Source organism: Rubritalea profundi (assembly GCF_002954445.1).
GTDB classification, from domain to species: Bacteria; Verrucomicrobiota; Verrucomicrobiia; order Verrucomicrobiales; family Akkermansiaceae; genus Rubritalea; species Rubritalea profundi.
In genome coordinates this window covers 1,420,939-1,447,501 of record NZ_MQWA01000001.1, presented here as the reverse complement: position 1 = coordinate 1,447,501, position 26,563 = coordinate 1,420,939, and the positions used below count along the sequence as shown (strand labels likewise).

General features: G+C 52.4%; 22 protein-coding genes and 1 pseudogene. 10 read left to right on the top strand and 13 right to left on the bottom strand.

The genetic code is table 11. From position 1 onward, the window contains the following. Positions 1–169: 169 nt before the first annotated feature. From BSZ32_RS06325 to BSZ32_RS06305, 5 genes are all read right to left on the bottom strand, one after another. Positions 170–1,954 (bottom strand): SUMF1/EgtB/PvdO family nonheme iron enzyme, encoded by a 1,785-nt coding sequence (locus BSZ32_RS06325; protein ID WP_105042658.1) that lies wholly within the window; start codon positions 1,952–1,954, stop codon positions 170–172. A gap of 2 nt (positions 1,955–1,956) precedes the next feature. Beyond that, entirely contained in the window at positions 1,957–2,853 is an 897-nt protein-coding gene (locus BSZ32_RS06320) for an FAD:protein FMN transferase (protein WP_165788685.1), read from the bottom strand. A 205-nt stretch (positions 2,854–3,058) separates the two neighbouring features. Then, a complete protein-coding gene (locus BSZ32_RS06315; RefSeq protein ID WP_206018738.1) occupies positions 3,059–4,327 on the bottom strand; it encodes a Gfo/Idh/MocA family protein in 1,269 nt (422 codons plus the stop codon). A 168-nt stretch (positions 4,328–4,495) separates the two neighbouring features. Beyond that, complete coding sequence (locus BSZ32_RS06310; RefSeq protein ID WP_105042656.1) at positions 4,496–5,737, bottom strand: sialate O-acetylesterase; 1,242 nt, start codon at positions 5,735–5,737, stop codon at positions 4,496–4,498. 32 nt (positions 5,738–5,769) lie between these two features. After that, entirely contained in the window at positions 5,770–6,630 is an 861-nt protein-coding gene (locus tag BSZ32_RS06305; protein WP_105042655.1) for a M90 metallopeptidase family protein, read from the bottom strand. 472 nt (positions 6,631–7,102) lie between these two features. Between BSZ32_RS06305 and BSZ32_RS06300 the strand changes: the two genes are divergently transcribed. Then, a complete protein-coding gene (locus tag BSZ32_RS06300) occupies positions 7,103–7,801 on the top strand; it encodes a sialate O-acetylesterase (protein WP_165788684.1) in 699 nt (232 codons plus the stop codon). A gap of 207 nt (positions 7,802–8,008) precedes the next feature. Here the strand turns inward: BSZ32_RS06300 and BSZ32_RS06295 are convergent, their stop codons facing one another. Continuing rightward, a complete protein-coding gene (locus BSZ32_RS06295) occupies positions 8,009–8,722 on the bottom strand; it encodes a sialate O-acetylesterase (RefSeq protein ID WP_105042653.1) in 714 nt (237 codons plus the stop codon). Positions 8,723–8,847: 125 nt separating this feature from the next. Further along, the gene (locus BSZ32_RS06290; protein WP_105042652.1) at positions 8,848–10,770 is read right to left on the bottom strand and encodes a carbohydrate-binding protein; all 1,923 of its coding nucleotides are present in this window, start codon (positions 10,768–10,770) and stop codon (positions 8,848–8,850) included. A 211-nt stretch (positions 10,771–10,981) separates the two neighbouring features. Between BSZ32_RS06290 and BSZ32_RS06285 the strand changes: the two genes are divergently transcribed. Beyond that, positions 10,982–11,668 carry a spermidine synthase family protein gene (locus tag BSZ32_RS06285; RefSeq protein WP_105042651.1) on the top strand — a complete coding sequence of 229 codons (687 nt, stop codon included), beginning with the start codon at positions 10,982–10,984 and terminating at the stop codon, positions 11,666–11,668. 175 nt (positions 11,669–11,843) lie between these two features. Here the strand turns inward: BSZ32_RS06285 and BSZ32_RS06280 are convergent, their stop codons facing one another. Beyond that, positions 11,844–12,782, bottom strand: a complete 939-nt coding sequence (locus BSZ32_RS06280; RefSeq protein WP_105042650.1) for a DUF6528 family protein — start codon at positions 12,780–12,782, stop codon at positions 11,844–11,846. A gap of 89 nt (positions 12,783–12,871) precedes the next feature. Next, positions 12,872–13,009, bottom strand: a complete 138-nt coding sequence (locus BSZ32_RS18720; RefSeq protein WP_165788683.1) for a hypothetical protein — start codon at positions 13,007–13,009, stop codon at positions 12,872–12,874. Between the two features lie 282 nt (positions 13,010–13,291). Between BSZ32_RS18720 and BSZ32_RS06275 the strand changes: the two genes are divergently transcribed. Together BSZ32_RS06275 and BSZ32_RS20305 are read left to right on the top strand one after the other, a co-directional pair. Continuing rightward, on the top strand, positions 13,292–13,504 hold the full coding sequence (locus BSZ32_RS06275) for an addiction module protein (protein ID WP_105044781.1): 213 nt from the start codon (positions 13,292–13,294) through the stop codon (positions 13,502–13,504). Then, positions 13,504–13,803, top strand: coding sequence for a type II toxin-antitoxin system RelE/ParE family toxin (locus BSZ32_RS20305; RefSeq protein ID WP_105042649.1), 300 nt, complete (start codon positions 13,504–13,506; stop codon positions 13,801–13,803). Before BSZ32_RS06275 ends, BSZ32_RS20305 begins: the two co-directional genes overlap by 1 nt. 743 nt (positions 13,804–14,546) lie before the next feature. Here BSZ32_RS20305 and BSZ32_RS06265 read toward each other — a convergent pair. Both BSZ32_RS06265 and BSZ32_RS06260 read right to left on the bottom strand, forming a co-directional pair. Further along, on the bottom strand, positions 14,547–14,804 hold the full coding sequence (locus BSZ32_RS06265) for a Txe/YoeB family addiction module toxin (protein WP_105042648.1): 258 nt from the start codon (positions 14,802–14,804) through the stop codon (positions 14,547–14,549). Next, positions 14,788–15,045 carry a hypothetical protein gene (locus BSZ32_RS06260; protein ID WP_165788682.1) on the bottom strand — a complete coding sequence of 86 codons (258 nt, stop codon included), beginning with the start codon at positions 15,043–15,045 and terminating at the stop codon, positions 14,788–14,790. Before BSZ32_RS06260 ends, BSZ32_RS06265 begins: the two co-directional genes overlap by 17 nt. Positions 15,046–15,487: 442 nt before the next feature. Between BSZ32_RS06260 and BSZ32_RS06255 the strand changes: the two genes are divergently transcribed. The 5 genes and pseudogenes from BSZ32_RS06255 (at position 15,488) to BSZ32_RS06230 (ending at position 23,688) form a co-directional block, all read left to right on the top strand. After that, positions 15,488–17,749, top strand: a complete 2,262-nt coding sequence (locus BSZ32_RS06255) for a c-type cytochrome (protein ID WP_165788681.1) — start codon at positions 15,488–15,490, stop codon at positions 17,747–17,749. 1 nt (position 17,750) lies between these two features. After that, complete coding sequence (locus BSZ32_RS06250; RefSeq protein ID WP_105042645.1) at positions 17,751–19,244, top strand: DUF7133 domain-containing protein; 1,494 nt, start codon at positions 17,751–17,753, stop codon at positions 19,242–19,244. A gap of 35 nt (positions 19,245–19,279) precedes the next feature. Beyond that, on the top strand, positions 19,280–20,341 hold the full coding sequence (locus BSZ32_RS06245) for a ThuA domain-containing protein (RefSeq protein WP_105042644.1): 1,062 nt from the start codon (positions 19,280–19,282) through the stop codon (positions 20,339–20,341). Between the two features lie 718 nt (positions 20,342–21,059). Beyond that, positions 21,060–22,969, top strand: a pseudogene (locus BSZ32_RS20560) (DUF6288 domain-containing protein). Positions 22,970–22,980: 11 nt separating this feature from the next. Next, complete coding sequence (locus BSZ32_RS06230; RefSeq protein ID WP_129589621.1) at positions 22,981–23,688, top strand: hypothetical protein; 708 nt, start codon at positions 22,981–22,983, stop codon at positions 23,686–23,688. Positions 23,689–24,199: 511 nt separating this feature from the next. Here the strand turns inward: BSZ32_RS06230 and BSZ32_RS06225 are convergent. After that, positions 24,200–24,928: an SGNH/GDSL hydrolase family protein gene (locus BSZ32_RS06225; protein WP_105042640.1), complete on the bottom strand. Its 729-nt coding sequence runs from the start codon at positions 24,926–24,928 to the stop codon at positions 24,200–24,202. A gap of 131 nt (positions 24,929–25,059) precedes the next feature. On the opposite strand from BSZ32_RS06225, the gene BSZ32_RS06220 reads away from it, so the two are divergent. Next, the gene (locus tag BSZ32_RS06220; RefSeq protein ID WP_105042639.1) at positions 25,060–25,734 is read left to right on the top strand and encodes a 3-keto-disaccharide hydrolase; all 675 of its coding nucleotides are present in this window, start codon (positions 25,060–25,062) and stop codon (positions 25,732–25,734) included. 41 nt (positions 25,735–25,775) lie between these two features. Here the strand turns inward: BSZ32_RS06220 and BSZ32_RS06215 are convergent, their stop codons facing one another. Further along, positions 25,776–26,561, bottom strand: coding sequence for an RNA methyltransferase (locus tag BSZ32_RS06215; RefSeq protein ID WP_206018737.1), 786 nt, complete (start codon positions 26,559–26,561; stop codon positions 25,776–25,778). Positions 26,562–26,563 lie beyond the last annotated feature (2 nt).

Here is a 26,563-nt window from a genome sequence, read left to right as displayed (position 1 = left end):
GGGGGCAGACCACCTGCCTGCACCAAGCGATTCCAGACCAGGCAGCGCAATCATAGACGCAGCTCCTTTGAGGAAGTTCCGGCGGTTGATGACTGCTAGGGATTTATTTTTTTGGTGGAGAGGTGTTCGGAGAGACTGGCGCTGACTTGGTCGTAGGATTAGCGTTTTTTTAACGTTTGGGAATTGCGATGATTTCTTCTTCGCTGGGCCAGTATTGGTGCAGATCCTTGAGCGCTGGGATACGCGCGGCGCGGACAATTCGGAAACCTACTGCGGTGGCATCGGTGTGGTACCATACGGACTTGGGGAGTTGTGGGTCGCGAATTTTCCACTCGGGGTCGGAGAGCTTGCGCGATGCGCTGCGCAGGTCTTCAACGTCATCGTCCCAGCTACCGCCGCGCGCCACACGACCATAGAGTTTATTCGGCCAAGGGGCTTCTACCCCAGGGTTTAGTTTGCTTTCTTTGGACGGCAGGCAGATGGGATTAACGGTCGTGCCATTTTTATAAAACTCGGGGTCAAAGCTATCGAGGACCCACTCGGCGACATTGCCATGCATATCGTAGAGCCCCCAGTTGTTGGGTTTTTTGGTGCCGCGTTCTTGATAGCCGTCGCCATCGGTGTTGTCGTAGTACCAGCCGAATTCGTCAATTTTTGATGCGTCGTCGCCAAAGTAATACTTGGTGGTGGTGCCGGCGCGGCAGGCGTATTCCCACTCGGCTTCGGTGGCGAGTCGGTAGAAATGTCCGGTCTTAGCCGACAGCCACATGCAGTATGCCTTGGCGGCGAGTTGGGTCATACAGACGGCGGGGCGGTTCTTTTTACCCATGCCAAAGCTCATATCGAGGTAGGGGCCAGTCGGCCGTGAGACCAGGTCGGCCGCTGCGTCATTGGGATTGATTTGCTTGGCCGTTTTAGGGCGATTTTTGATATCAATATTGAACTGCCAGACTTCGTATTGATCCCAGCTGAGTTCGTACTTTTGGATCCAGAACGGATCAATGTTGATTTCTCTTTTTGGTCCTTCTCCCGCTTCACTTCCGCCGCGGGTGTATTTGCCACCGGCAATGGCCACCATTTCATATTTTACATCTGTGTCGGCAATGGTGTTGCTGTAGTTTTTGCCGTGTTGAATCTTGCCTACGAGCTTTTCAAACCCGAGTTTCTGGTAAAGTTCCGTGGGTGAGATGCCTGCTGTGGCGATTTCTTTTGACGGTCGTTTTTTGGGTTGCAGCTTGGCATCGGCAGGAAATTCAGCGCCTTGTTCGATCCATTTGCGGATCATCGCAGTTTCGCGATAAGTCACAATCTGACCTTTTTTACGAGCCTTGGCGGGAGGCATCATCATGTCGTCATCGTCGGTCTCCTCTGTGAGTAGCATGAGTGTGTAGAACGAACTTTCGAGCGGCTTGCCCGGAACCAGGCAGCGTTCGCCGAGGTCATTCGCCTTGAAGGCAAAGTCCTTGGTGTCTAAGCGTAGGTCACCTTTGTCCTTGGTGGGACCGTGGCAGCTGATGCAGGAGTATTCGAGAATTGGCTGGATATCGTTTTTGAAATCGATTTGCGCCGGCAGCTGATGTTTCTGCGCTTTCAGGGTGACATCCTTGGGCCATTGGGCACCTTCGCTGATCCAGTTTTTGAGAATCTCAGTTTCGGTTTTTGAGAGCACGTGCATGTGCTTGGTTGGTGGCATTACCTCATCATCATCCGCTGCCAGCACGGTGGTGGTATAGAGTAGGCTTTCAAGCGGTTTGCCAGCGATGACCACGGCTTCGCCATCGACACCGTTGAGCATTTGCGCGTAGGTGTCGAGTCGTAGGTCACCCTTGTCCTTGCTGGCCTGGTGACAGCTCACGCAGTTGAACTCGAGAATGGGTTTTACATCGCGAACGAAGTCTGTGGCGCCGAATAGGCAGGGGCTCAGCAGGGAGCATAGGACTAGCTGTTTAAACATGTTTAGTTTTGGTGTGTTTGAATGAGACGGGGGAAGTTGGTCGATTGATAAGTTTTACCCGATGCTACGATCAGGGCTTCCACATCTGGCAGCGATTCGATCAACTGTAAACCTTGATTTGGACCCATGACTGTCACGGCGGATGCGAGGCTGTCTGCAGTCATGGCATCGGCTGCGATGATGGTGACGCGGCAACGGTTGGTGACGCCGATTCCCGTGCGTGGATCGATGATGTGAGAATAGCGATTATTGTTAATTTCTATGAACTGATAGGAGTCACCTGAGGTGGCCACAGCTCCGCGTTGCATGTGGATGAATTTGTCAGTCTGATCTTCTTTATCGCTGATGAATATTTTCCACTGGCTGTAGGGGTGTTTGGTCATGGCCATGTCGCCGCTGCCGTCGACCAGCGCGTGGTTGATGCCTTGGGATTGGAGGGTCGCGAGCGCTTGATCCGCAGCATAGCCTTTGGCAATTCCTCCGAGGTCGAGACGCATGCCTTTCGGTTTGAGAGTGAGGCTGCGGGTTGCCGGATGGAAAAGGAGGTGGCCCATGCCGGATTTCTCTCTGGCGCGTGCGAGTGAGCGGCTTGGTGGCAAGCTCTGGGCAAAGCGGGCCCGACGCCAGAGTAAAGCATGGGCGCCGAAGCTGACATCGAAGGCACCGCTACTGAGTCGATGGATGTTTTTTGCCTTGTTGAGTACTGTCCAGAGTTCTTGGCTGACTTGAATCGGCTTGCTGGAACCGGAGCTTTTCGAAAGCTGAGAAAGCTCGCTGTCGACTTTGTAGTCGCTCATGGCGGCATCGATCTCGGCAACACGCGCAAAAGCGGCATTGGCGGCGGATTGTGCTTTTTTTGAGTCTGCGGCAAAGAGGTCGATACGGAAATCAACTCCCATGTGACGGGATTTAAACGAGTAAAGCTGGGGTTCCGGCTGACACGCCGAGCTGGCGAGCATGCTGCAGAAAAAAAAGTGCCAGAGAAAATACTCCCCAGTGAACTGCCCAACGCGTCAAGGGGGCGGAATATCTTAACATCGTAGCGGATCATGTCGCTCGCCACAGTCGACTGTGGCGAGCTGAGATTACGTTAAAAAGCCTTGGTCATACCCGGAACTGGAATAGGGTAGTAACCATTTTTGTTAGGCAGGGTAGGTGGGTTGCGTCCCAGGCGTAAGATTCGGGGGCAAGTCGTAAATCAGAATTGAGAGCATCTTCCCAGGTCACTGTGACGCCTGAGTAGGATGCCATGCGGCCCATGATGGCCGTGAGAGTCGCTTCCGCGCCATTCTGGCCTTCGTTATAGACTTCTCCTTTATCGAGTGCGGCAATCAGGTGGAACCATTCTTCTTGGTGACCGGAAACATCCCGTCCTTTAAAGCGCCATTTGTTCTCGCCGGTAATGCGGCGTTTGCCGAAATCACATGAGCCTTTGGTGCCGTAAGCGATTTCCTGAACCCGAGATTCGCATTTGGGCATGTGACGTGCCTGTGAGAACATGTGGGAGCCATCGGCGTATTCGTATTCCGTGAAAAAGTGGTCGTAAATCTCGCCATGTTCTTTGCTTTTACGTACTTGTCGTCCGCCCATGCCGCTGCATTTCGCTGGGTGTTCGCCCTTGACCCAGTTGATGACGTCGAGGTTGTGGATGTGTTGTTCAACGATGTGATCGCCACAGAGCCAGTTGAAGTAGTACCAGTTTCTCATCTGATATTCCATTTCTGTCATGCCAGGTTTGCGTGGGCGGGTCCATACGCCGCTGCTATTCCACCAGACGCGTGCGTACTGGAACTCGCCAATAGCACCGTTGTGACATTGCTCAATGGCTTCACGATAATCGTATTGGTGGTGACGCTGCAGTCCGACGGCTAGCATAGTGCCATTGGCCTCGGCGATTTTCGTGGATTCGAGCACTGAGCGGATGCCAAAGCCGTCAACAGCCACTGGCTTCTCCATGAAGACGTGTTTTTTCTTGTTGACCGCGTATTCCAGGTGAATCGGGCGGAAATGCGGAGGAGTCGCCAGAATGACTAAATCGCACTCAACATCGATGGCTTTCTTGTAGGCATCAAATCCGTGGAAAACATTCTCATCAGGCACGTCCATCTGAGATGGGTTGGATTTTTTAAGGTACTCCAGTCCCTCTTTGACGTTATCTTCAAAGGCATCCGCGACGGCTACGATCTTGATTCCCTTGCGCACATGCATCGCCTGATAGGCCGCTCCCTTGCCGCGTCCTCCACAACCCACCAGAACGATCCTGATTTCTTTATCGTTGGCGGTGTTTTTGTTGATGGCAAAGGCATTGATGGATGTCAGGGCTCCGATTGCGGCGGTGCTTTTTACGAAATGGCGTCGACTGAGGTTACTCATAGTGTTTTGATGATAGTTTTTTTAGTGGGTCTCGGTCTATATACCGCCACCGATGGAGGAATCTTACGATACAATAATATAAAATCAAGTGCCGGCGGTGGGACTGACATCCAAGCTGACAGCCATCAACATGACTGGTAACAAGGGCATCTAGAGCGAGCGGGATATTTATTTCTTTTCCATCTGCAGGCTTGCCTGGGCAAATGCTTGACCGATGAGAGCCATGGTTTTGGCGCAGCCGAGGTAGTGGTAGCCGGCGTTGGAGGCACCGCGTTTCCATCGTGCTTCATCGGCGGGAGTGATCAGTTTGGCTCGGTAATCCTTGAGGTATGTTTGTTGCTGGTCCTTGGTCATCTTGCCGTCCTTGTTGGCATGGCCTTTGTGCTTAGAGCGCAGGAAATGACCCATCTGGCGGATCTGAGCGTTTTTCTGATCGATGTCGCCCAGCGGTTGGTCCCAGTAGGGTGCTGTCTCGACGGCTACGACATTGCCTTTGAACTCGGGCAGTGCAGCGGGTGCCGCCATCGCCAGTCTGAAATAGTTAGGTTTATCCTGAACACCATCCACACCCATCACGCCGATGACGAAGGGCATCTTCGGTGCTTTGAAATCCTTGCGCACGTCGCGAATGAAATGCGCCATCAGCTCGGAATACAGGTCAAACCGACCAGGTTTGTTAGATCTTGGATAAGTCTGTCCGTCGACCATGTCGTTCCAGCCTTGGAACCAGACAAAGCCAGCCAGCTCGAATCCTTGTTTCGGATTGTAGTCCGGATAGACTCGCTTGATGTCTGTGAGAATATTTTGGACGTGCTCCGTCATCAGCCGATAATAATGGCCGGTGGCGGTTTTCTTATCGGCCTTCCACTTTTTAAAATCTTTGGGGATGCCATGACCTTCTTGCTTCGGGTAATTTTCTAACTGCCAAGCATTGAGCTTGTAAGGGCCGGCACTGGGCGGTCGAAAATCGGTATGCAGACTCTTGCCTCCCCAGGCGGTCTTGATGATCAGGACTGGGCCGTCATGCGCCTTCTCCATGGTCAGACCAAAGGTGAATTCCGGGCCGATCTTGCCACCATTTTCGGCGGGGTTACGCCGAGCGCCGTAACCAGCGGTGAGCTTGCCGATCCCCTCACCGTTAGTGTCTTTGATCCCTGTGAAATAGGAAATCCAGACCTTGTCACTCACGCGCGGTTTGCCGTCGGGACCGCGCATTTCCTTGAGCAGTGGCGCGGTCGCCGGGTCGTCGCCGATGTAGTCGAAGGTCTCGACCTTGGCGTGGCCTTCCATATTCGACTGGCCTGCCAGAATGTAGACCTTGAGGGGTTTTGCCTCAACTAGCGTTGGGTGGAAAGCAAACCCTGTTATAGCTAGGGCGGTGAGGACGGATCTGGATAGGATGTTAGTCATAATGGTGATTATTGGTCTGAGGCAATATAAGCTTACTCCAATGGCCCCCAGATTTCTTTCAACAAATCATGCAGCACTGGGTCATGGAGCTTGAGTTCTGCACTTACAAACGGGTAAAAGTCGTTGCGGTAAAAGTAGGCTTCAGTTCCTTCGGCGAAGTATTCCTTGTGGTCGGCCGCGGCGTAGGCTCGGACTTTTTTGCCGGTGTAAAGAAGCACCTCGTCGTAGAGGCCAGCTTTCATCGCTTTGTCATACGCCGCTTTGATTCTTGGCTCGTCGAATCCGAGGAACTGGTCGTGGTAGGCGTGGGCTAGCTCGTGCAGGATGACGGCGGGGTGCTTGAGCATGTGGTGTCGGTCCAGCAACGATGCTGCCCGCGTGACGTGGACTTTCTTCGCCAGTCGGGCATCGTAGCCTCGCTCTATAAGCCAAGCCGCGCCGGGGTGGTACGGACCGGGTTCCACATTGATTTGAGGGTGGTCGAACTCGATCCAGATTCCTACCTTCTGGAGTTTTTCAAGTTGCGGTTTTGGAACGAGAATAACGATGCGTTGCAGGTGGTTGGCGAGCATTTTCAGCGACCGAGCTCCCTCATCGGCGTGTTTGCCTTTGAGCAACTTTGGGTCGACGTGGATGGTCCAACCTTCCATTTGTTTGATCACCGGATCGAAACGGTGTTTTTGAGCGGCTTCTTTCTCGGCGACTGGTTTTGGTTGGCTCTCCTCTGCCGTGGCAAAAAAGGCGCACATGGCAGTCACGATGGATAGCTGTAGCAGGGCGGCTCTGAGTCTTTTGATCATCTTGTGACGGAACCTATTCTTTTTCGCGGGAATTCCAACGGGATTCTGCAACCACCCGCCGGCGGTGATCCACGATGCGGGCAATGATTTCACAACCCCGTTGGGGTTTGAGTCTTTTAGAAGGGTATTCCGTGTCGGATGGGCATGCTTTTTCTCAGTCCGGTGTGTTGGAAAGGGGGGCGCCGCTTCCGCATATTTCGCGGTAGAAAGCACTGCAACGGAAAAAATCAGTACAACCGGAGAAATCAGCGCTAAGAGCTCGTTTCATCAACCTAGCTTCATCGTCCCTGCTCTGAAAACTGAACACTGCCAACTGAACACCTTACTATCCATCCAACAAGCGGGGACGATGAAGCCCCGCCGCGGTCGTCAAGCCGACCCTGCCGCAAAGCGGTGTCGAGCCACGCGCAGTCCAGAGGGGGGGAGCTAGGTTTGATTGGCGTTTAGGGGCTAGAATCTTTAATCTGCATTGACACTGCCACTAACAATCAACATCGTCAATTCTATGAGATTGTCCCAATTGTTTTTAGCCATTCTGTCATTCGCGCTGTTATCTGCGACAAATGTGTCAGCTGAGTCTGCTTACTCAGGCCCTAAAGAAAAACTACACATCTACTTGCTCATTGGTCAGTCGAATATGGCGGGGCGTGCCGCTTTCTCTGAGCAGGATGCTGGCCCACTAGAAAACTGCTATTTGTTGAACGCTAAAGATTCTTGGGAGATCGCCCAAAACCCGCTCAATCGTTATTCGACGATTCGCAAGGGCCTAGGCATGCAAAAGATGAACCCAGGGTACACATTCGCTAAGACGCTCCTTGAAGAGCAGTCTGGGATATCCATCGGATTGGTGGTTAACGCCAAGGGGGGAACGAAGATCGAGCAATGGGGCAAGGGAACGCGATTCTACAAAGATGCGCTCCGTCGGGCAAAAGCAGCGCAGGAGACAGGAGTCTTGAAAGGCATTCTTTGGCACCAGGGAGAGAGCAATAATGGCAACCCCGATGGTTACCTGACGAAGCTGCAATCACTGGTTGAGAATTTGAGAGCCGATCTGGGCTCGCCAGAACTTCCATTCGTTGCCGGTCAGGTGATCAATGTTCCAAAAATCAACGAGCAAATCGCGCAGCTTCCCGGTAAAGTTTCAAACACCGCATTTGTAAGCTCTGAAGGGCTAAAGGGGCAGGATAGATGGCATTTCAACACCGAGAGCATGAAGGAACTTGGCAAGCGCTACGCCACGGCCATTTTAAAGCTCAATAAATAGACTCCGCCCGCACTGTTGTCATCAAGCGTTTGGCGATTTATTACATACTCCTAGTTATATCGCCGGTATGATGGATTTGTTGGGTTTATTCTAGCAGCTTTACGTGTCATTCAGATGCCTCGCTCTGTGGCGGCGGTTTCCAACCGCCAAGCCCAAGACTATCAAATACGGACGGGGCGGTTAGAAACCACCGTCACGCTACCTCTCTTACTTGGCATTCACCTTGATCAGGGCAATCGATTTTTCGGCGAAGCGCTGGCCGAGGAGCTGGTATCCCTCGGGGGTGTAGTGCAGGTCGTGGACAATTGTTCCGTCTTCTTGTTTCCTGTCGTTGAGATCGTCGGTGTCGACCCAGGCGCCGCGCGGGTGGGCTTCGGCGAATTCTTGCTGAGTTTTGCGGATGTATTTTTTGCCTGCTAGGCGTTTTGGCTGGTCGAGGCCGCAGTCGCTGATGCGTCCGATGACGATGTTGATTTCTTTGAAATTGATATCGGTCTGGATCTGCCAGATGAGCTCCTTGAGGTAGACATCGTAGGCAGTATTGTTGAGGTCCGATTCGCCCTGCATCCAGACGAAGGTGACGGTCTTGAGCGTCTGGTCTTTGGTGGCGGCTTTGACGCCGTTGATCATAGTGTCGTAAAAATGACCTCTAACCTTTGGCACGCGGCCGGTGGTTGGTGGTGGGAACTCGTGGTTGGATTTCGCCCAGCTGCGGATCGACGCCCCGCTGTAGCCGCTTTTAGCGACGATGATGTTTTCTTTGCCAAACGCCTTGGTGACGGCAGGGGTGAATGACACTTCCGGCTTCATCCCAGCCATGTTCGATTGGCCGGAGAGGATGAACAGGTGCTTGCCACCACCGATAACGATGGCGGGGGAGAGGACCAGCAGCATCCATAATGCAGCGCGTAGAGATCTCATCCGTTTTACTTGGGTGCGATTTAATTGGGTGATGGCGTAACGTAGAAGAGGTTTTTAACCTCTTTTGTGATTCCCCAAGAGCTTAAAAAGCTCTTCTACGTCCACCGAATAATATCACATCCGAATTACTTGATGGGAGTGAGCGTGAAGGACTTAATGCTGATCCCTTTGTTGGGAGCTTTCAGAGTGAGCTGAAGCTTGTTTTTCCCAGCCTTGAATTCCATCGGCACTGCTTTGGTTTCCTCCCAATCGCCGAGGGTAAACGGCACCTTGACTTCGTGTATGTTACGTCTGTTGGCGCGGATGGTGAAGGATCTATCTATGGTGACTGTGACTACCGTGGCGGTGAAATTGTACTTTCCTGCCTCGGGAAGATTGAGCGTGTAAGAGCGGAGTTCTGGGCGCTTTCCGGCTAGGTTATAATGCATTTGTACAAACTTATCATCATAACTTTTCATGAAGCGAATTTTCTCGGTGCTCTCCGGCTTCGAGCAGGCTGCCACGGGGATGGTGATGACTCCGTTGGCATCGGTGGTGATGGTTTTGTCTGCTTCAGTCAGTTCCACTTGTGGGAATTCTTTTTCTTTTGGTTTGAGCGGGCCATCTTCTTCTTCGATCCAATCTGAATTGGGCGATATGGCGGCGACATTGGATTCGGCAAATTCTGCACCGACGGTTGCGAGTTCTTTCAAGTCTTCGTCCTGAACGACGGCTAGCTTTTTATAGTGGGCGAGGGATTTCCAGAATCCGCCACCGACGCCGAATCGCATGCGGTTAACGATGGGCTCATCGAGGGCGTCACCTAGCCAGTTTGCTCTGTGAACCTGATGGTATTCATCTGGCTTACTACGTACTCTGGATTCCAATTCGAAGTCGAGCCCGCATTGTCCGCGAAAGCGATTTTGGGTCCAGTGTGCGCCGAAAACGGTGACCCATCCATCAGGTGTCCAGTGAGCGAGAGCTGCGTGGCCAGTCTGTGGAGCGGGGCGGGAAGGAATACCAAAAGCGTGGGTTGAGGCTCTGCCGGTAAATGCGCGTGGGCCACAGATGCCGCCTTCGAGGAAGTAGTCCTGCATGCTGAGGAGGTTCAGATCTGGACGCACCGGGCGGGGAACATTAGAGGTGTAGGGCACATCAGTTTTAGTGATGCGGCAGTAGCGCCACTGGTAGTCCAGCTTCATGTGATCTGGGCGGTAATTGCGGATCATTTTTCTCATCCAAACGAGGGATTCGAGAGGGCGGAATGCGAAAATGAAGCGGCAATCCCAAGGAGTGAGTGTGTTGAATGCTGGGTCGAGCTCACCGTCTAGGTAGGCTTTTTCATAGCTTAGGAAATACTCGGTGATGGCTTCGGGAGCAGTTTTCCCCTCAGGCACGTGGTTTCCATCGGGATGTTCGAGTGAGCTGGCGAGCGCCCAGAGACGGAAGAAGTCTTTCTCTCTGGCATTCTTGCTGGCTTTTTGAATGGCTTTATAGTTGCGGATCGATTGGCCGAACTTGTTTTCGTAGGCACCGCCGAGCTCCATGACTTCAACGATCAATTTGTCGTCGTTGAGGAGAAGGTCGACGTAAGATTTTTGCTCAGTGCCTTGGCTGGCGAAGGTAGCCATTTCGCGAGCACCGACGGTCAGGAGGGCGCATTTAGCGAGTTTGGCATGCATTTCATTGCCTTTCAAAAATGCCTTGGCCTCTTTGATTATAGGTCTAGCGGCGAGCAAGGCATTGGTTTGAGCCTCTTCATATGCTGGGTTTCCAGCGCAAAACGTCACTGGTGCCATTTTCAGGTCATTCGGGTTTGGCAAAGTCGGTAGTTTGGCAATCGCACCATGGGCGGTAAAATAGGCAGCGCTTTTTTTCTCATCCAGCTTCGGGGCCGCGGCCTTGATTTCTTTCTTCAGGGCGTCGAGCGTGGCTGTGTAGCTGGCCATGAGCTGCTCACCCTGAGCGGTGAGAGGAGCTGGCGCTTTGGCCGCCATGGAAACCGTACTCAGACCGAGCAGGGCTACTGTAGCGGCGCAAAACACGCTGTTGATTGATAGTTTATTCACAAGCTAAGGTTGCCACTAAACGCTGATTACGCCAGCAATCTTTCAATTTATTGTGAAATTATTCGTAAGTGGTCGTATCTATCAGGCAGACTGAGAAATGACCTAGCCATTTCTCTGTCTGCCCTCTTTTTGTGATGCCCTCTTTTGTATAAATCTTGATGGATCTATCTATGCCCTTGTCGAGCGGGCGGATTCGGCGATACTTGCGGCCATGACGCCTTATATACAACTGGACAAAGCCAGTCTTCCCGACGGAAGTTTGCTCACACTGCACAAGCAGGGCGAGGATTTCATCCTGGAATACAACGGGTTGGAGCTGATGAGCACGAACCTGACATGGTCCGAACAGATGCTTGCGGATTTGGGCTGTGTCGATCTGTTACAAGGGTCGACGACCCGGCCGGAGCACCCGCGGGTACTTATTGGCGGGTTGGGCATGGGATTCACCCTCAAACGGGTTCTGGAGTTGGTGGGCTCGCCGGCCACCGTCGATGTTGCGGAATTGATGAATCAGGTCATCGAATGGAACCAAACCTATCTGGTTGAGCACAATGGCCCCTTGCTCGATGACCCGAGAACCAACGTGATTCTGTCCGATCTCTTCGACTGCCTAGGAGAAGGTGACACGTACGATGCGATCCTGATCGATATCGACGACACGCCCGACGATCTGATCACCGAGGACAATGGAAAGCTCTACACGCCAAGTTTTATGGCATTGCTGCGAGAATCGCTCAATCCGGGCGGCTGCCTGGCCTACTGGATGGCGGAGCCATCGCCGAGACTCGAGATGGCGCTGAAGAAAGCCGGCTTCAATTTGACGGAGCATCCGGCGAAACCCCATGAGGAATCAGAAGAGACCTGGCACCGGATCTACGTCGCTCGCCTGAGTTCTTAGTCCTTAGCTTCAGGAAGAGAAATGTAGCAGGGCTAAATTTTATAGGCCCCAGAGGATAAGGTTTTAAGGGATCGGCTGGAACAAGATAGGGTGAGACGGTAAAGCGAGCAAGAAGTAGGAAATACACCGAATCTCTGCCGAGCCCATTTCACATGTTTGGTGGGCGTTTAGATGCTTACGGCAACCACCAGCGGGCCTTGTAAATGCGAGCCTCAGGCAGTGCCCATATCCTGAGCTCATCGATAGTCCGAGGACCGGTGGCATACCATTTTTCTGTGGCTTGCAGCACGAGGACTTGGCCGCCTTTCCCGAGCTGACTGATGCTCTTCACCATGGCCATCTTGTGTCGCTTATCGAGAGGACTGAACGACTCACTCTTACAGTCGAATCTCCAGAGGTGATCCATGTCTGACACAAAATAAGCGTCTTCGTCTGGGATCGGCGTGAGATCGTGCCCACCATGGCGGGGGTGAAGCTTCGAGGCTTCCGTCACAGGAAGATCGAGCGTCAGCTTAGGCTCAAGACGAGGGCTGCCGGAATCCGCCTGATAGTCGTAGCAGATGAGTTGTTTGCCGCCCAGAGCCCACAAACACTGGCGGTCTTGATCCCATTCGACGCCGTGTGCATCGGCCAACTCAGTCGTCTGCAGAATTTTGCCGATCTCAGGATCCCAGAGTGAAAGTTTGTCACCGTTGCTGGATGCCACAACGACCCGGCCATCAGGAAGAAGTTCGGCAGAGTGCGGACTGCCTCCAATGTCAATCGTGGCAATTGCCCGGGCACTCTCGAAGTCGATCAGAGCGGCACCGCCACCACTCGCTGTCACGACGATCTGTTGGCCGTTAAGTACTGGCTTGGCGTCGTCGAGGCTTCGGAACCACGAGCGCTGATCTTCGTCCAGCGTCGGGTCGTGCTGTGGAGACCATGACCAGCTCACGGCATCTGGAGATGCCCAGTCGACTTCACTATCCATGAGCATGATACGATTTGAGGCCTGCTCACAGATCAGGATGGAAGTTTTTTGCTGATCCTTGCTCAGCTCAGGCTGTTTCTCGCAGCCTACAACGGCAATGATAAGAGGCAGGAAAAGGCAAGCTGTGAGGTGACGGTTCATAATGATGCAAAAATGTAGGAACTATCATAACTAGGTGTCAACGATATCCTCCCAAAACTAAAGGCCCCTCGTTCTTCTCCGATTTGAGGTCATCCAGATCGGTAAATGCGTCGTTGTTGCTGTCGAGTCGCTTGAGCTTCTTCCGGCGCAGCCGCTGTCTGATTGTTGCAAGCTAGGCTGCGCTCGATGGTTAAAGCGACCGAGACGGTCGCACTAGGTAGTTTCATACCCCCTGGAAATCATTTGCCAGGGTGCCCGGATGGCGAATGAGGAATCTGGCAATCTCACCGTCGAACGATTCCTTACCAGGGTGTTCAATAGCATCCCGTTCCTGGGATTACGACCACAGACAACTCAGGGGAACGGCCCACATACGGGAGCCAAAAGAGACAACATTTTCACCTGTGTAAAGAACGATGGATGTAAATTTCCTGCCTTTCGCAAGATGTTCCCTGTTGGGTAAAATAGGAAGTTGCGTGGCATTGCAAGATCAGCTATCATCCACACTAATGACAACATTGAACGAAATCGAGGCCAGTGCCATGACACTGCCCGATCAGCAGAGGGCAGCACTAGCATCACACCTGCTGGAGTCACTCCCGGCCGTTCTGCAAGATGATGATGACGGCCTTGCTGAAGCCGTGCGAAGGGATGCCGAGCTTGATGCAGATCCCTCTTTGGGCATGACGATGGAGGAGTTTAAGAGTGCTATTGGACGCTGATGGCAGCTTCCGTCATTTTCCACCATTTGGTTCAGAAGGATGTCAATGGGGTTTTGAGATACTATGCCGATGAGGTGGTTGAGGCATTGGCAGGTCTATTCTATAATGCATTATTGCGCAGCGTTGATCGAGCTTTGACCAATCCTCAGCATTTCCATTTTTTGCGTGATCCTGTCAGACGCGCCAACATACCAAAATTTCCATATCACTTCCTCTATAGGGAGACGCCGCATGGAATTCGTATACTGGTTCTGCGGCATCACAAAAGGCATCCTTTATTTGGGATGCGAAGAAAATAAAGCCAATCGGGTCGATCCACATCCCAAGAAGTGTGATCTTGAGCTACGGGAGGCTCAGAGGCAGGTAATACCTCTTAGCAAAACCAAAGAGACAAATGTTCTTTTTGCTGGCTTTAGGAAAATGCGCTACGCGGAAAGCTTTGAGTGCTGGGCGCTTTCTTGATAAATCGGCGTTTCTCCTCGGTCATGGTGCTCGCACCATTCCCTCGTCTAGCCTTGATGGATCAAAAAATCACTCCAGCATTAGTCTCTTTTGATTCACTAAGTGGTATAAGAGGAGTTGGAGAGAATGCTGCGGTTTGTATAACAGTCAAAACATTCTCGGTATAACCCCTAACCTGTGAAGGGGGTAGGTTGTGTGCAGTGCGGTATATTATGCCACTTCACACTACACGACAATTTTTTTCATACAGAATTACCAGAATTTCTCAAAATGGGTATCTGATACATCAAAGCTCAACATGCCAGAGCCAATAACCACTCTCTCCCTTGGAGTGCTGGGGCTTGACACAGCTCTGTGGCAGGGGCGGCTTGACGCGCGCGGTGGCAGGACCACCCAGAATATAACCACTCCCCTAACTCAAGCGCCACGCAATAAACAACAGGCTTCATCCTATCGGTCTGAACACTGAAAACTGCACACTTGAAACTCCCTCCCCCATGCGTAAAGAAGAGGGGCTCGAAAGAGAATGTGCCTTTATTATTAACTATGCACCATTACTGGCTGCCCCCCTTTTTTAATTTCAATCGTAATGCCCCCGTGCCTGAGCAATGATCAGATGGCCTTCCTCAACTTTGTAAACCAGACAGTGCTCACCGTCGATACGCTTTGACCACCAGCCGGAGAGTTCATTTTTCAGAGGCTCGGGCTTTCCTACCCCCCCGAAGGGATCACGCTGACTTTCCTCGATCATGCGCATTATCCGTTTTGCAATTTTCGGTTGGTACTGCACCCAGTACTGGAGATCCTCAAATGCTTGGGGTTTAAATTCCAAGCGCATTTTCCAGATCTTTCAGAGATTCAAAAACCCGGTGCTCGGTAGCAGGGGTTTCCACCGCCTCCTTCAGACGTCTGGCATTCTTAGGCGATGACAGCAGTTTTTCGGTAGCATCCTCCCCATTAACTCTTTCAAAAAGGGTTTTTCTGAGGATGAATTCTTTGATAGATAGACCGGCAAAGGTCGCCAACGTCTTGATCTGGCGGTGCTGTTCGGCATCGATTTCTATGCTTAATCGACTCATGATGTCAATATTACACAGATTGAACATATTGTCAATTACACCACACCACTCCACGCTACGCTACGTGTTAAGTGTTAAGTGTTATGCCCCCCCTTGGAGTGGAAATCCCAAAACATCACGCGTAGCAGTATAGAGTTTGAAAAGCGCCTTTCGGGGAATCGATGGATACCCCAATCATGATCCAACAAAAAAACCTTGGAGATCAATGGCCGCTGCGGTGAGTTAGGCACCCCCCCCCAAGCCCAGAAGCATGTTGACAGGGCGTAGGGACCGTCTATCAATTGGTCCAGATTTTCTAACTCTAAGTGAACCATAGAATCTGAAGGGTGCCAGCCCCCACAAAAAAAGCAACTTTGTAGCAACGAGCAACTGATTCATGACTCTCGGAAATTTCCACAGAAAACTTATTATCGTCGGCCTACTTGGATGGAGTACGGTTGGCATGGCCACAGCAGAAAAAGCGGCTTATCCGGTGATCCCAGGTCTGCATCACAAGCATCCACTGAGTGTTTCGCAAACTGGTGCTGTGCTGATTGATGAGTTGCGCTGTGCCTCGTGCCACGATGGGATGTCTAGCGCCAACATGAAGGCGGCACCTGATTTGGCGGGGGTGGGGACGCGCTTGTCAGCCGATTACCTGCAACGCTATATTGCTGATCCAGCGGCGACCCATCCGGGCACCACGATGCCGGACATGCTTGCGGGACAGACGAAAGAGCAACGTCGGGTAATCAGTGAGTCGATCAGCCATTATCTGCGTTCCTTGCAAGCGCGCGAGACGGGGGCTAAAAAACCGACGAAACCAGATGCAAAGGCCGGGCAGGAATTGTTCCATGAAATTGGTTGTATTGCCTGCCATTCCCAACGCGATGATGCTGGGAATGAGCTTGTCACCGAGGGAGTCGTTTCGCTGGCCCATGTTTCTAGTAAATACAGGCCCGGTGCTTTGGCAGACTTTTTGCGAGACCCTCTGAAGTCCCGTCCGTCCGGGCGGATGCCGGATATGAATCTTACCCACGACGAGGCCGCTTCTTTGGCGCGTTATCTCAGCGGTGCTGTCACTGCTAATATTCAAGATTCGCCCGCTCCAACCGTGCAGCAGATCAGCGAGGGGAAAAAGAATTTTAAAAAATGGAACTGTGTGGCGTGTCACCAGCCCGAGCAGATCGGCAAGGATTCGGCGATTCATGGCCCCGAGCTTAGTAAGCTCAACTTGGCGGGTGGTTGTCTCTCGCCACAGCCGAAGGATGGCCCGAATTTTCATTTAAATCAAACTCAGAGGGCAGCGATTCAGTCGGCGCTGAAGAAGCCTGTCGTGTTAGCCGCGCCAGCGGATCAAATCAAGATGCGTCTGACCCAGCTCAGCTGCATTGTCTGCCATAACCGCGACGACTATGGTGGCGTTTCTGCCGAGCTGGATGGCTTTTTCCACTCAACTGAGGAAGCGCTGGGTAACGAAGCTCGGATTCCGCCACCGCTGACGCAGGTAGGAGCCAAACTCCGACCCGCATGGATGAACAAGGTGCTATTTGATGGAGCGGTCGTTCGGCCTTACATGAAAACGAGGATGCCACAATTTGGTGCCTCCAGCCTGGCGGGGCTTCCTGAGCTTTTTGCTGAGGTTGACTCCATCGAGCAGGTCGAGATACCGGAACTTGACCGGCAATCTCGCCCCAAGATGCGCAATGGCGCCCACCTCCTCCTCGGTAACAAGGGGCTGAGTTGTATTGCCTGCCATAACTACAACGGCAAAGAATCGCCGGGAATGAAGGGCTTGGATCTGATGACTTCCTACCAGCGACTCCAACCGAGTTGGTTCTATCATTTTATGAAAAACCCCGGCGCTTTCCGTCCCGGTATCATCATGCCGAGCTATTGGCCGAATGATAAAGCAGTGCAGACCGAGATTCTAGATGGCGACACCGATCTTCAATTGCAGGCACTTTGGCATAATTTCTCGCTGGGGCGCTCGGCCCGTGACCCATCGGGACTGCGGAGTGAGCCGACCAAGTTGAAGGTATCTGACAAGACCCGGACCTACCGTGGTCGCAGCAAGATTGCCGGGTTCCGCGGAATTGCGGTCGGCTTCCCCGGAGGGATGAATTACGCCTTCAATGCTCGGAACGGTGCTCTATCAGGAATCTGGCAGGGCGAGTTTGTCAGAGTGAATTGGCAGTCGCAGGGAGCAGGGGATTTCAATCCAGCGAGCAAATCCGTGCAGCTGGCTCAAGATGTCGCGTTTCTCCAGTTGGCCGATGACAAGGCCGCGTGGCCGTTGCGTCCGATAAGAACTAAGGAACAACCGATCAACGCCGATCCACTTTATCCGCGTAAACATGGTTATGCCTTTGCCGGTTACTTTATGGATGAAGCGTCGGTTCCCACTTTCATGTACAAGTGCGGAGCGATCGCGATTGAGGACAAATCCGTCACCGCCAAGGTCGGGGGAGCCACAGTGCTGCGACGGACCTTCCGTTTTTCCACACCCACCCAAGAGACTGTGTATTTCCGCGCGCTCACAGGAGATGTCACGGCGGGTGCCAAGAAGGTATTTAAAACCAACGACGTCGCTATCTCTATAGCCACGGGAGAGGCGATCCTCCGTCCTTCTAGCGATCAGGAAGTCGGGCAGGAATTGCTCATTCGACTTTCCCTGCCAAAAGGGAAATCCAGCTACTCCATTGATTACACATTGCTCAAGTAAGATGAAAAAAGAGAATTTATTACTTCGTCGGTCAATCGCATTGCTAACGCTTTGCGCGACTTATTCGGCAGCCGAAGAGGTCGGCGAACGCTGGGGGACGGCCGACCGCGAACGTGCTTACTACCGCATCGTCGATGTTCCGACCCCGAAAGATGTGGTTATTGAAGCGGGTGCCTTTACCGCATTGCCGGACGACCGGATTGCGGTGGCTACTCGGCGGGGAGACATCTATTTTATATCAGGAATTGATGAGGCCAAGCCACAACCGGACTACCATCTTTTTGCGTCCGGCTTGGATGAAATTTTCGGCCTAGCCTGGAAGGATGACGCTCTCTATGTGACTCAGAGTTGTGAGCTGACCCGGGTCAAGGACACCACGAATGACGGCCGTGCGGATCGTTTCGAAGTGGTCTCGGACGCCTGGGGATACGGAAGTTATCACGAATATGCGTTCGGCTCGAAATTTGATCCAGAGGGAAACCTCTACGTGGCGCTCGGACTTTCTAGCTCGTACCACTCGCGAGAATTGTTTCGTGGTTGGGCCTTTAAAATAACGCCAGAGGGCAAGAGCATCCCGATCGCCAGTGGCCTGCGCAGCCCCGGCGGAATTGGGCCCAACGAACACGGCGCCCTCTTCTATATAGAGAGCCAGGGGCCATGGAACTCGGCCTGCAGCCTGAAATTTGTCAAGGAGGGCGGCTTCATGGGGCATCCCATTAGCTTCAACTGGTACGACTACGCCCCGAATATGGGCAAGGCGCCGACGGCTCCCAAATCACCCTCAAATATGATGGTGGAAAAAGAACGGATCCCAGAGCTCGTCCCCTACGCGGTTGTTTTCCCCTACATCAGTATGGGGCGCTCGATCACCGGTTTCGTTGTCGATCAGACTAAGGGGAAATTCGGACCATTCGAAGACCAGATGTTTCTCGGCGACTACACCCAGTCGCTGGTCATGCGTGCCACCACCGAGCTGGTAAACGGCGTCTGGCAAGGTGCCTGTTATCCATTTCGTGAGGGACTTTCGACCGGTATTCTCAATGTGCAGTTCACCCCAGAAGGTAGGCTGCTTTGCGGTGGAACCAACCGGGGGTGGCCGGTGCGCGGTTTGAAGGCCTTTTCCCTGGAACGCCTAGAATGGACCGGTCTCATGCCTTTCGAAATTCAGCGCATCACCATCACTCCAGACGGATTTCATATTAAGTTCACCAAAGCTGTGGATACTGCAACCGGCTCGAACCCAGAGTCCTACGCAGTAACAACCTTCACCCACGGCTACCACCAAGGCTATGGCGGCCCAGAGATCGATCAAGCCACCCCAAGCGTCAAATCCGTCGCGCTTGCAAAGGACGGCTTGTCCGCCACTATCGTGCTCGACAAGATCACCCTCGGCCACGTGCATGCGTTCGATCTGGGAGCTCTGCGTTCGCTCGATAAAGAAGAACTGCTCCACCGAAACGCCTATTACACAGTCAACGAAGTCCCTAAAAAGTAAGGCCTAAAATTCTTAAAACACTACGCACACACCCGATGAAGATCAAATCCATCCCACGCTCAATTTTATCTATTTTTGCCATGAGCATGTTCATCCAACCAGCCTCAGCACAAGACCATAAGCACCCAGTACCTGAGAGCCCAAAATGGCTGACCTATAAAGGTGGAGAAGGGCCAGGAAAAGGGAAACACATCGTGCTGATCACCGCCGAACAAGAATACCGCAGTGAGCAGTCAATGCCGATGATGGCCGGAATCCTAGCGAAGCATCACGGCTTCGACTGCACCGTGCTTTTTGGAACCAATCCCGACGGCCTAGTTGACCCGACCATGCCGGTGTTCCCCAAGAAAGGGCAGGAAGGTGCCTTCCAGAAACATAATATCTTAGGCTTGGAGCATCTGGAAAAAGCTGACCTCCTCATATTCGTCACCCGCCTGCTCACCTTGCCCGACGAGCAGCAAAAGCAGATTGTCCAGTACTTCGATTCCGGCAAACCGATCATCGGCCTACGCACCGCAAACCACGGATTCCGTGCCCCACTTCCCTACCAAATGGATGGCAAGCAGGTCAACATTGGCCACATCCTCGGCGGCAGCTTTATGAAGCACCACGGGAATTGGCACCAGGATTCAACCCGCGGTGATCTTGTGGAGAACATCAAAAGCCACCCGATCCTCACCGGCGTCAAAGACGTCTGGGGTCCCTCCGATGTTTACCGGACATTCAAGGAAGGCGAAAGTCTCCCAGAAGGCTGCACCGCGCTGGTCTACGGCCAACCGTTGATCGGTCGCAAGCAAGGTGGCGAGACCAACCCAAAAAAAGAACCCCTGCCCGTAGTCTGGTTTAAAAACTGGAAAACTAGCGGTGGGCAATCAGCCCGCATCCTCCACTCAACCATGGGTAGCGGCAAGGATCTCGAAAACCCAGGCCTGCGCCGACTCATCGTCAATGGCGCCTACTGGGGAATGGGAATGGAAAAACAGATCACCGCCACCCGCAGTGTCGACTACACCGGCGAGTACAAACCCCTCGTCAGCGGCTTCCAATACGAAAAGCTCGGAGTCATCCCGCAAAAGCCGTCAGCCTACCGCAAGTAGTCCCGGTCTTTATCCTTCCACCTTGATTCACGAGTCCCTTGTTCGGTTGGATATTCCTTGTTGGCTGTTGGATATTTGCTTTCACACTACAGGACAAATTTTCGTACAAAATTGTCAAAATGGGTTTCTGATGATCTGGAGTGCGTGTGGCTCGACACCGCTCTGCGGTTGGCGTGGCTTGACGCGCGTGGTGGCAGGCCCACCCGGAAAATAACCACTCCGCTAGCTCTCAGACCACACAATCAGCAACAGGCTTCATCCTATCGGTCGGAACACTGAAAACTGCACACTTGAACCTCCTAGCCCATGTGTCAAGCCACAGCCTCACCAGAGCTGCGTCAAGCCTCAGCACTGCAAGGTTTTGTCACACTGAGTGATCACATTGATTGGAGAATCCAGTGCTTAAATTTTTGTCGTGCATTGAGAGATCGGTGAAATGGGAATATCCAACAGCCAGCAAGGAACGCCCAATTTCCAAGGAGCGTGGGTTGATCGTTCAATTTTGACCGCGCAAGATGCGCAAGGAAGGCGGCTTGGGTTGTGGATTCATTTTCAACCACTCATCTCACGGATCTCACGAATTTGCTTGGGTTGAGGATTGGTGCCTTTCCTAATGATTTAACTAACTGGTAACTTCCCGCAATTTACTTCCTCCTTCGTTGAAGCTATGGCGGACAGGTTGCCTGCGGCGTTCGACAGAATTTTCCAGAATTAACCAATGATGGCGCCGCCGATCTTGCGATATTTCAGAAAGAATGAACGAAAGATTTCGTCCTATTATAAGATATATCCACTTTTTAACCCTCATCCTACTGACAAGCGCAATTACACGATTTCGCGTTTTGGACCGGTAGGCATCGGTATCGATTTGATTCAGCCTGGGTTTCAGATGAAGATTCGCAATGTTGAGAAGGGTTCACCTGCGGAGGGTAAGTTAACGAAGGGGCAGGTGATTGAATCTATTAACGGACATGTTTTGAAGGATATCGACCCGCGCATGTGGCTGGGGAATATGATCGCTATGGCTGAAGCCGCCGATGGCAAGATGAAGTTCAAGTTGAAGGATGCACCGACAGCCGTTGTGGTTCAAATCCCTGCGCTCGGGGCTTATAGCAAGACCTGGCCGCTGAACTGCGCGAAGTCCGATAAAATCGTGCGCGACCTTGCCGATTATTTGGCAAAAAATGGAAAGTTCAATGGACCGGGCCTCAACGGGATAGAGCTGCTTTTCATGCTTTCAACGGGTGATGAGAAAGACTTAGAGGTTGCCCGTGGTTGGATAAAGAACGCGGTTGAAAAGCATAAGGATGTAAAGGAGATGACCAGTGATTCATATTGGACATGGATGATAGGATACACTGGCCCGCTGTGTGCGAATACTATTTGCGAACGGGTGATAAGTCAGTGATGCATCTGATAGAGCTAATGACTGACTACTCAAAGCGGACGATGTATAATGGAGGCTGGAGTCAACGCGGTTTAAAAATATCTTTCCCCTATATGGGTGGGGCGCACATCAATGGGTGTGGCGTGCATGCAGCCACTTTCTTACTTTTAGCTAAAGAGTGTTGCGCTAAGGTGGACGAGTTTACCTTGCAGTCATCCTTGAAACAATTTTACCGCTTTGCTGGCCGTGGTAACGTGGCCTACGGTGACCAGCTCCCAGAAAAAAGTTTCGTCGATAACGGCAAGACCGGTGCTCTGGCCTTCACCATGGCAGCCGCCGCTTCCTTGACTCCAGAAGGTGAAAAAAGCATTTACGCCAAAGCGCGTGACATTTCGGCAGTCAAAAGCTTCTACTCCACCTCATGGTTGAACCATGGCCACACCGGTGGCGGCGTCGGCGAAATCTGGCGCGGGGCTTCGATGGGCTTGATGATGGATAAGAAACCCACCAAGCATCGTGAATTCATGGATAACCGCCAGTGGTTTTACGACATCTCACGTCGCTTCGACGGTTCATTTGGGATCGTCGGTGGCGGCCATCGCTACGACAAGGAACTGTGGGGCACTGGCATGGTTTTATTCTACACTGTACCGCGCAAAACATTGCGCATGACCGGCGCACCGAAGACAAAATATTCTAAACATTACCAGTTGCCTAAACGCCCATGGGGCACCGCAGCAGACGAGGCATTTTACAAGCTAGATCCTATCAGTGGTAGTGCGCTTACCAGTAAGGACGTGGATGCGGAAAAGCTGGCCACCCACGGGTCCTGGCCGGTTTATCGGCTGCTGATGGATCCGAAAGTGAGCGATAAAGTCCTGCTCGATTACGCGCATCATCCCGACCACGGAATTCGTCGCTATACGGTCGATGCGATCTACAAACACAAGCGCGACAAGCTTATCCTTACCTTACTCAAGTCGAAAGACCCACGAGCCCGGCAGGCTGGCACGATGGCGATTTATGGAACCTTCAAATCCAAGCCGATGGGCGCGGATCGCCTGACCGGTGAAATGATCAAGCTGCTAACAGACATGATCACCGACCCTGACGAGTCATGGTGGGTCGTCTATAATGCGATGATGAGCTTGAATGTGTGTGATGCAAAAACCATCGAACCACACGTCGACCGTCTGGTCTACTGGCTCGAGCATGATGAGTGGTGGCTGAGTGGTGGCTGAGTACGGCTGCGATGGAGCTATTAAACAAGGTAGTCACTGACCCTAAATACTATAAGAGACTATTGCCGATTTATGGTAAGAAAATCCAAGAAAACCGCAGAGCTTCACCATTGGCACCACTTCGTGGACTAACAGGGCAGTTGAAGAAGGCCAAGCCAGAGGTACAGAAACTCGGTGCGGAAGTTCTAGGCATAGCCTATGGTAATTTTCCCGCTGGCTATCATGCGCCAGGTGGAAGCGATATGCATGGTGGTGCTGACTATTTCCAACGCGTATTAAATAGCACATTGAGCGATACACCGGGTGGAATGGATGTCCTTAAGACGATCCCCAAACGGACATCCGCTTGGCAGAAAAGCAGAAAGAATGCCGATCTCTACAGCTACGACGGTAAGGTCAAAGATAACAAAAAGCGGCATGGCAAATGGACCGTCATTGACTACGTGCAAACCACCAAGGAGTTTAAAAGCGATAAGAAAATGAATCCCGGCAAACCACCTTTCAAAGAGGTCGTGTTACAAGCCGGCGGCAAAACTAGTAACCCTTCTCTGATCTGGACTGGCCAGAACCTGATCGATCTCGGCCGAAACCAAATGCTGCTCATGGAAGGTGTAAGTCTCAGCGGTAAGACCTACCTGTTTATTGAAGCCGGTGGCTTCACCACAGGAAAACCCAATGACTGGCATCCAGGTTGGTATGTGCTGAAGCAGGTGAAATAAGGTTTTTGTGCGATCTCGGGATAGCTTGGCAAAAGGAGGACGTTTTTTCGAGTTAAGCCGAATGGCTACACGATAAAAATTTAAGCACTGGATTCTCCAATCAATGTGAACACTCAGTGTGACAAAACCTTGGAGTTCTGAGGCTTGACGCATGGGGTAGGAGGTTCAAGTGTGCAGTTTTCAGTGTTCAGACTGGTTTGATGAAGCCTGTTGTTGATTGTGTGGTCTGAGAGTTAGCGGAGTGGTTATATTCCGAGTGGTCCTGCCATCGCGCGCGTCAAGCCACGCCAGCCGCAGAGCGGCTTCGAGCCACACGCACTCCAGATTATCAGAAACCCATTTTGACAATTTTGTATGAAAAATTGTCGGGTAGTGTGTAATAAGTTAACTAACTAGAACCGATAACTGGTAACTCCACCTCCTGACGCAAAAAACGGCGCCCTCCCTTTCGGGGAACTGCCGTATGATTTAGTTTTGCTTCGTAGGATGGCCCTTAGGGCTGTCCTGCCTACTACGATTCCCAGCTCGCCTGAGCTTTCTTGATCTGGTCGGCACTCAGCCCAAAAGACTTGAGCAGGCCAGTGGCCATCATCTTGTTCCCCATTGGGTTCATGTGGACGCCATCACGCGTCAGCAACTTGCCGCCTTTCTTGTCCTCACTCGCAGCAATAATAGCCTGCATGTCGGCATTAAGGTCGGCGATGAGGCACTTCTTTTCCTTGGCCAACTCTATCAGAAAGTCGTTGTAACCTTTCAAGGTTTGGTTCAGCTTATTCGTCTGGTCCTCTTTGATCATGGTCGAGGTGAGAATCATTACTTTGATGTCGGCCGCCTGGCACTGATCGACAATCTTGGTGATGTTCACCTTGTACTGGTCGAGAAGAACACCGCGTTTACCATGCCATACGTCATTCACGCCGCAGCTCAGCGTCATCCAGTCAGGCTTCTTGCTGAGCACATGTTTTTCCAAGCGGCCTAGCATCTGGTTTGATTTATGCCCGCTGATTCCTGCCGGAATGGCAGTCGTTTTCACTCCCGCAGACTCTAGCCCGCTAATAGTGAGTAGCACATAGCCATTAGGTTGGGCTCCTGCCGCCGTGATCGAATCACCCATGAAGGCAATTTTCTCACCACTCTTCACAGCGATCTCAGCTCCCTGCACCAGGGAGGAAGCGCCAGCAAGCATTGCAAAAGTTAACAAGCTGCCCATCTGTCCGATTTTCTTTAATTTAGTCGTCATAAGTATTTAAAAAATTCCGCGGTATGGCGATCGATCTGTCAATGGGAATCGGCGCGCATCACCCAACGAGCGAATAGGAATAGCATTGAGTCGTGAAAGAATTCTCCAAACGGGAAGGTATTCTTACTCGTATGAAAAAGATTCTCTCTCTACTCTCTGTTGTCGCTCTTACTTCGCTGGTCCAAGCCGATCACCATGGTGAAAAGTCGGTTCAGTCTGAAGGCTGGACCAACCTCTTTGATGGGAAAACTCTCAATGGTTGGAATCAGAAAGACGGTACCGCGACCTACGTCGTTAAAGACGGTACCATCATAGGCACCACCGCCAAAGGTAGCCCAAACTCCTTTCTCTGCTCCAATAAGGAATATGCAAATTTTGAGATTCAGTTTGATGTCAAAGTCGATAACGCGCTAAACTCAGGTATCCAGATCCGTTCTTCGGAGAAAAAGGCGGACGGCAAAAAACGAGTCAACGGCCCTCAGGTTGAAATCGAAGCGTCAGGCGGCAAGGGTGCCGAATCCGGATACATTTATGGTGAAGCCACCGGCCGCGGCTGGCTCGTTCCTAGGAGCAAACGCACGCCGCACAAGCATTTCAAGGACGGCGAGTGGAACCACTACCGGATCGTTGCCAAAGGCGCCCACTTCCAGACTTGGATCAACGGCAAGCTCGTCTGCGATCTGACCGACGAGGCCATTTATAAAACTCACCCCAAAGGCTTCTTCGGCCTGCAAGTCCATAGTGTCGGCAACGGCGGACCTTTCAGCGTGGCCTGGAAAAATATCAAGCTCAAGGAGCTAAAGTGATCGGTTAGCGGTTTTGCTGACTGCCAGGATGGGGGATTGAATCAGTTTTTTTTCAGAGCTGTCAGCACGCCGTGGAGCATGCGGAGTTCTTCGTCGCTGACCCTACTGCGGGTAAGGAATGCACGGAGGTTTCGTAGGGTGCTGGGCCGTTGGTCTGGGGTTAGAAAAAATTTTGATTCGTCGAGGGCTTGCTCAAGCCGGCTGAGGAAGCCCTTGGTTTCTTCGCGCGTGGCGAGGAGATTCGAGTCGGTGATGGGAGCGGATGGAACAGAGCGGCTTTGACGCCATTCCCAGCCGAAGAGCAGCACCGCCTGGGCGAGGTTCAGCGAAGGGAAGTCAGGATTGGTCGGGAAATGGATGAGGCGGTCAGCGCGCGACAGCGTTTCATTGTCGAGACCAGAGGCTTCGGGACCAAACAGGATGGCAGTTTTAGGCGGTGGCGTGGCATCGACGATTTCACCGACCGCCTCGCGAAGGTCGAGACCGGGTATTTTTAGGGTGCGTTGGCGGGCAGTGGCGGCGAAGACACGCTGGCAATCGCCAATCGCGTCGTCGATATTGTCGTAGATTTTTGCGTTTTCGAGGACGATGTCCGCATCGGCGGCGGTGGCGCGGGCGCGTTCATTTGGCCAGCCGTCGCGCGGTCGGACTAGGCGCAGCTGATTGAGACCGCAATTGAGCATGGCGCGGGCGCACATGCCGATGTTTTCGCCGAGTTGGGTTTCGACGAGGATGATGACCGGTGGGGCTGAGATGGAGGAGGGCATTTGATCTGAGTCTGGTTGGCGGCGATTGCTGTGGAACTTGCGCCAGCTTAACTTCGACATGC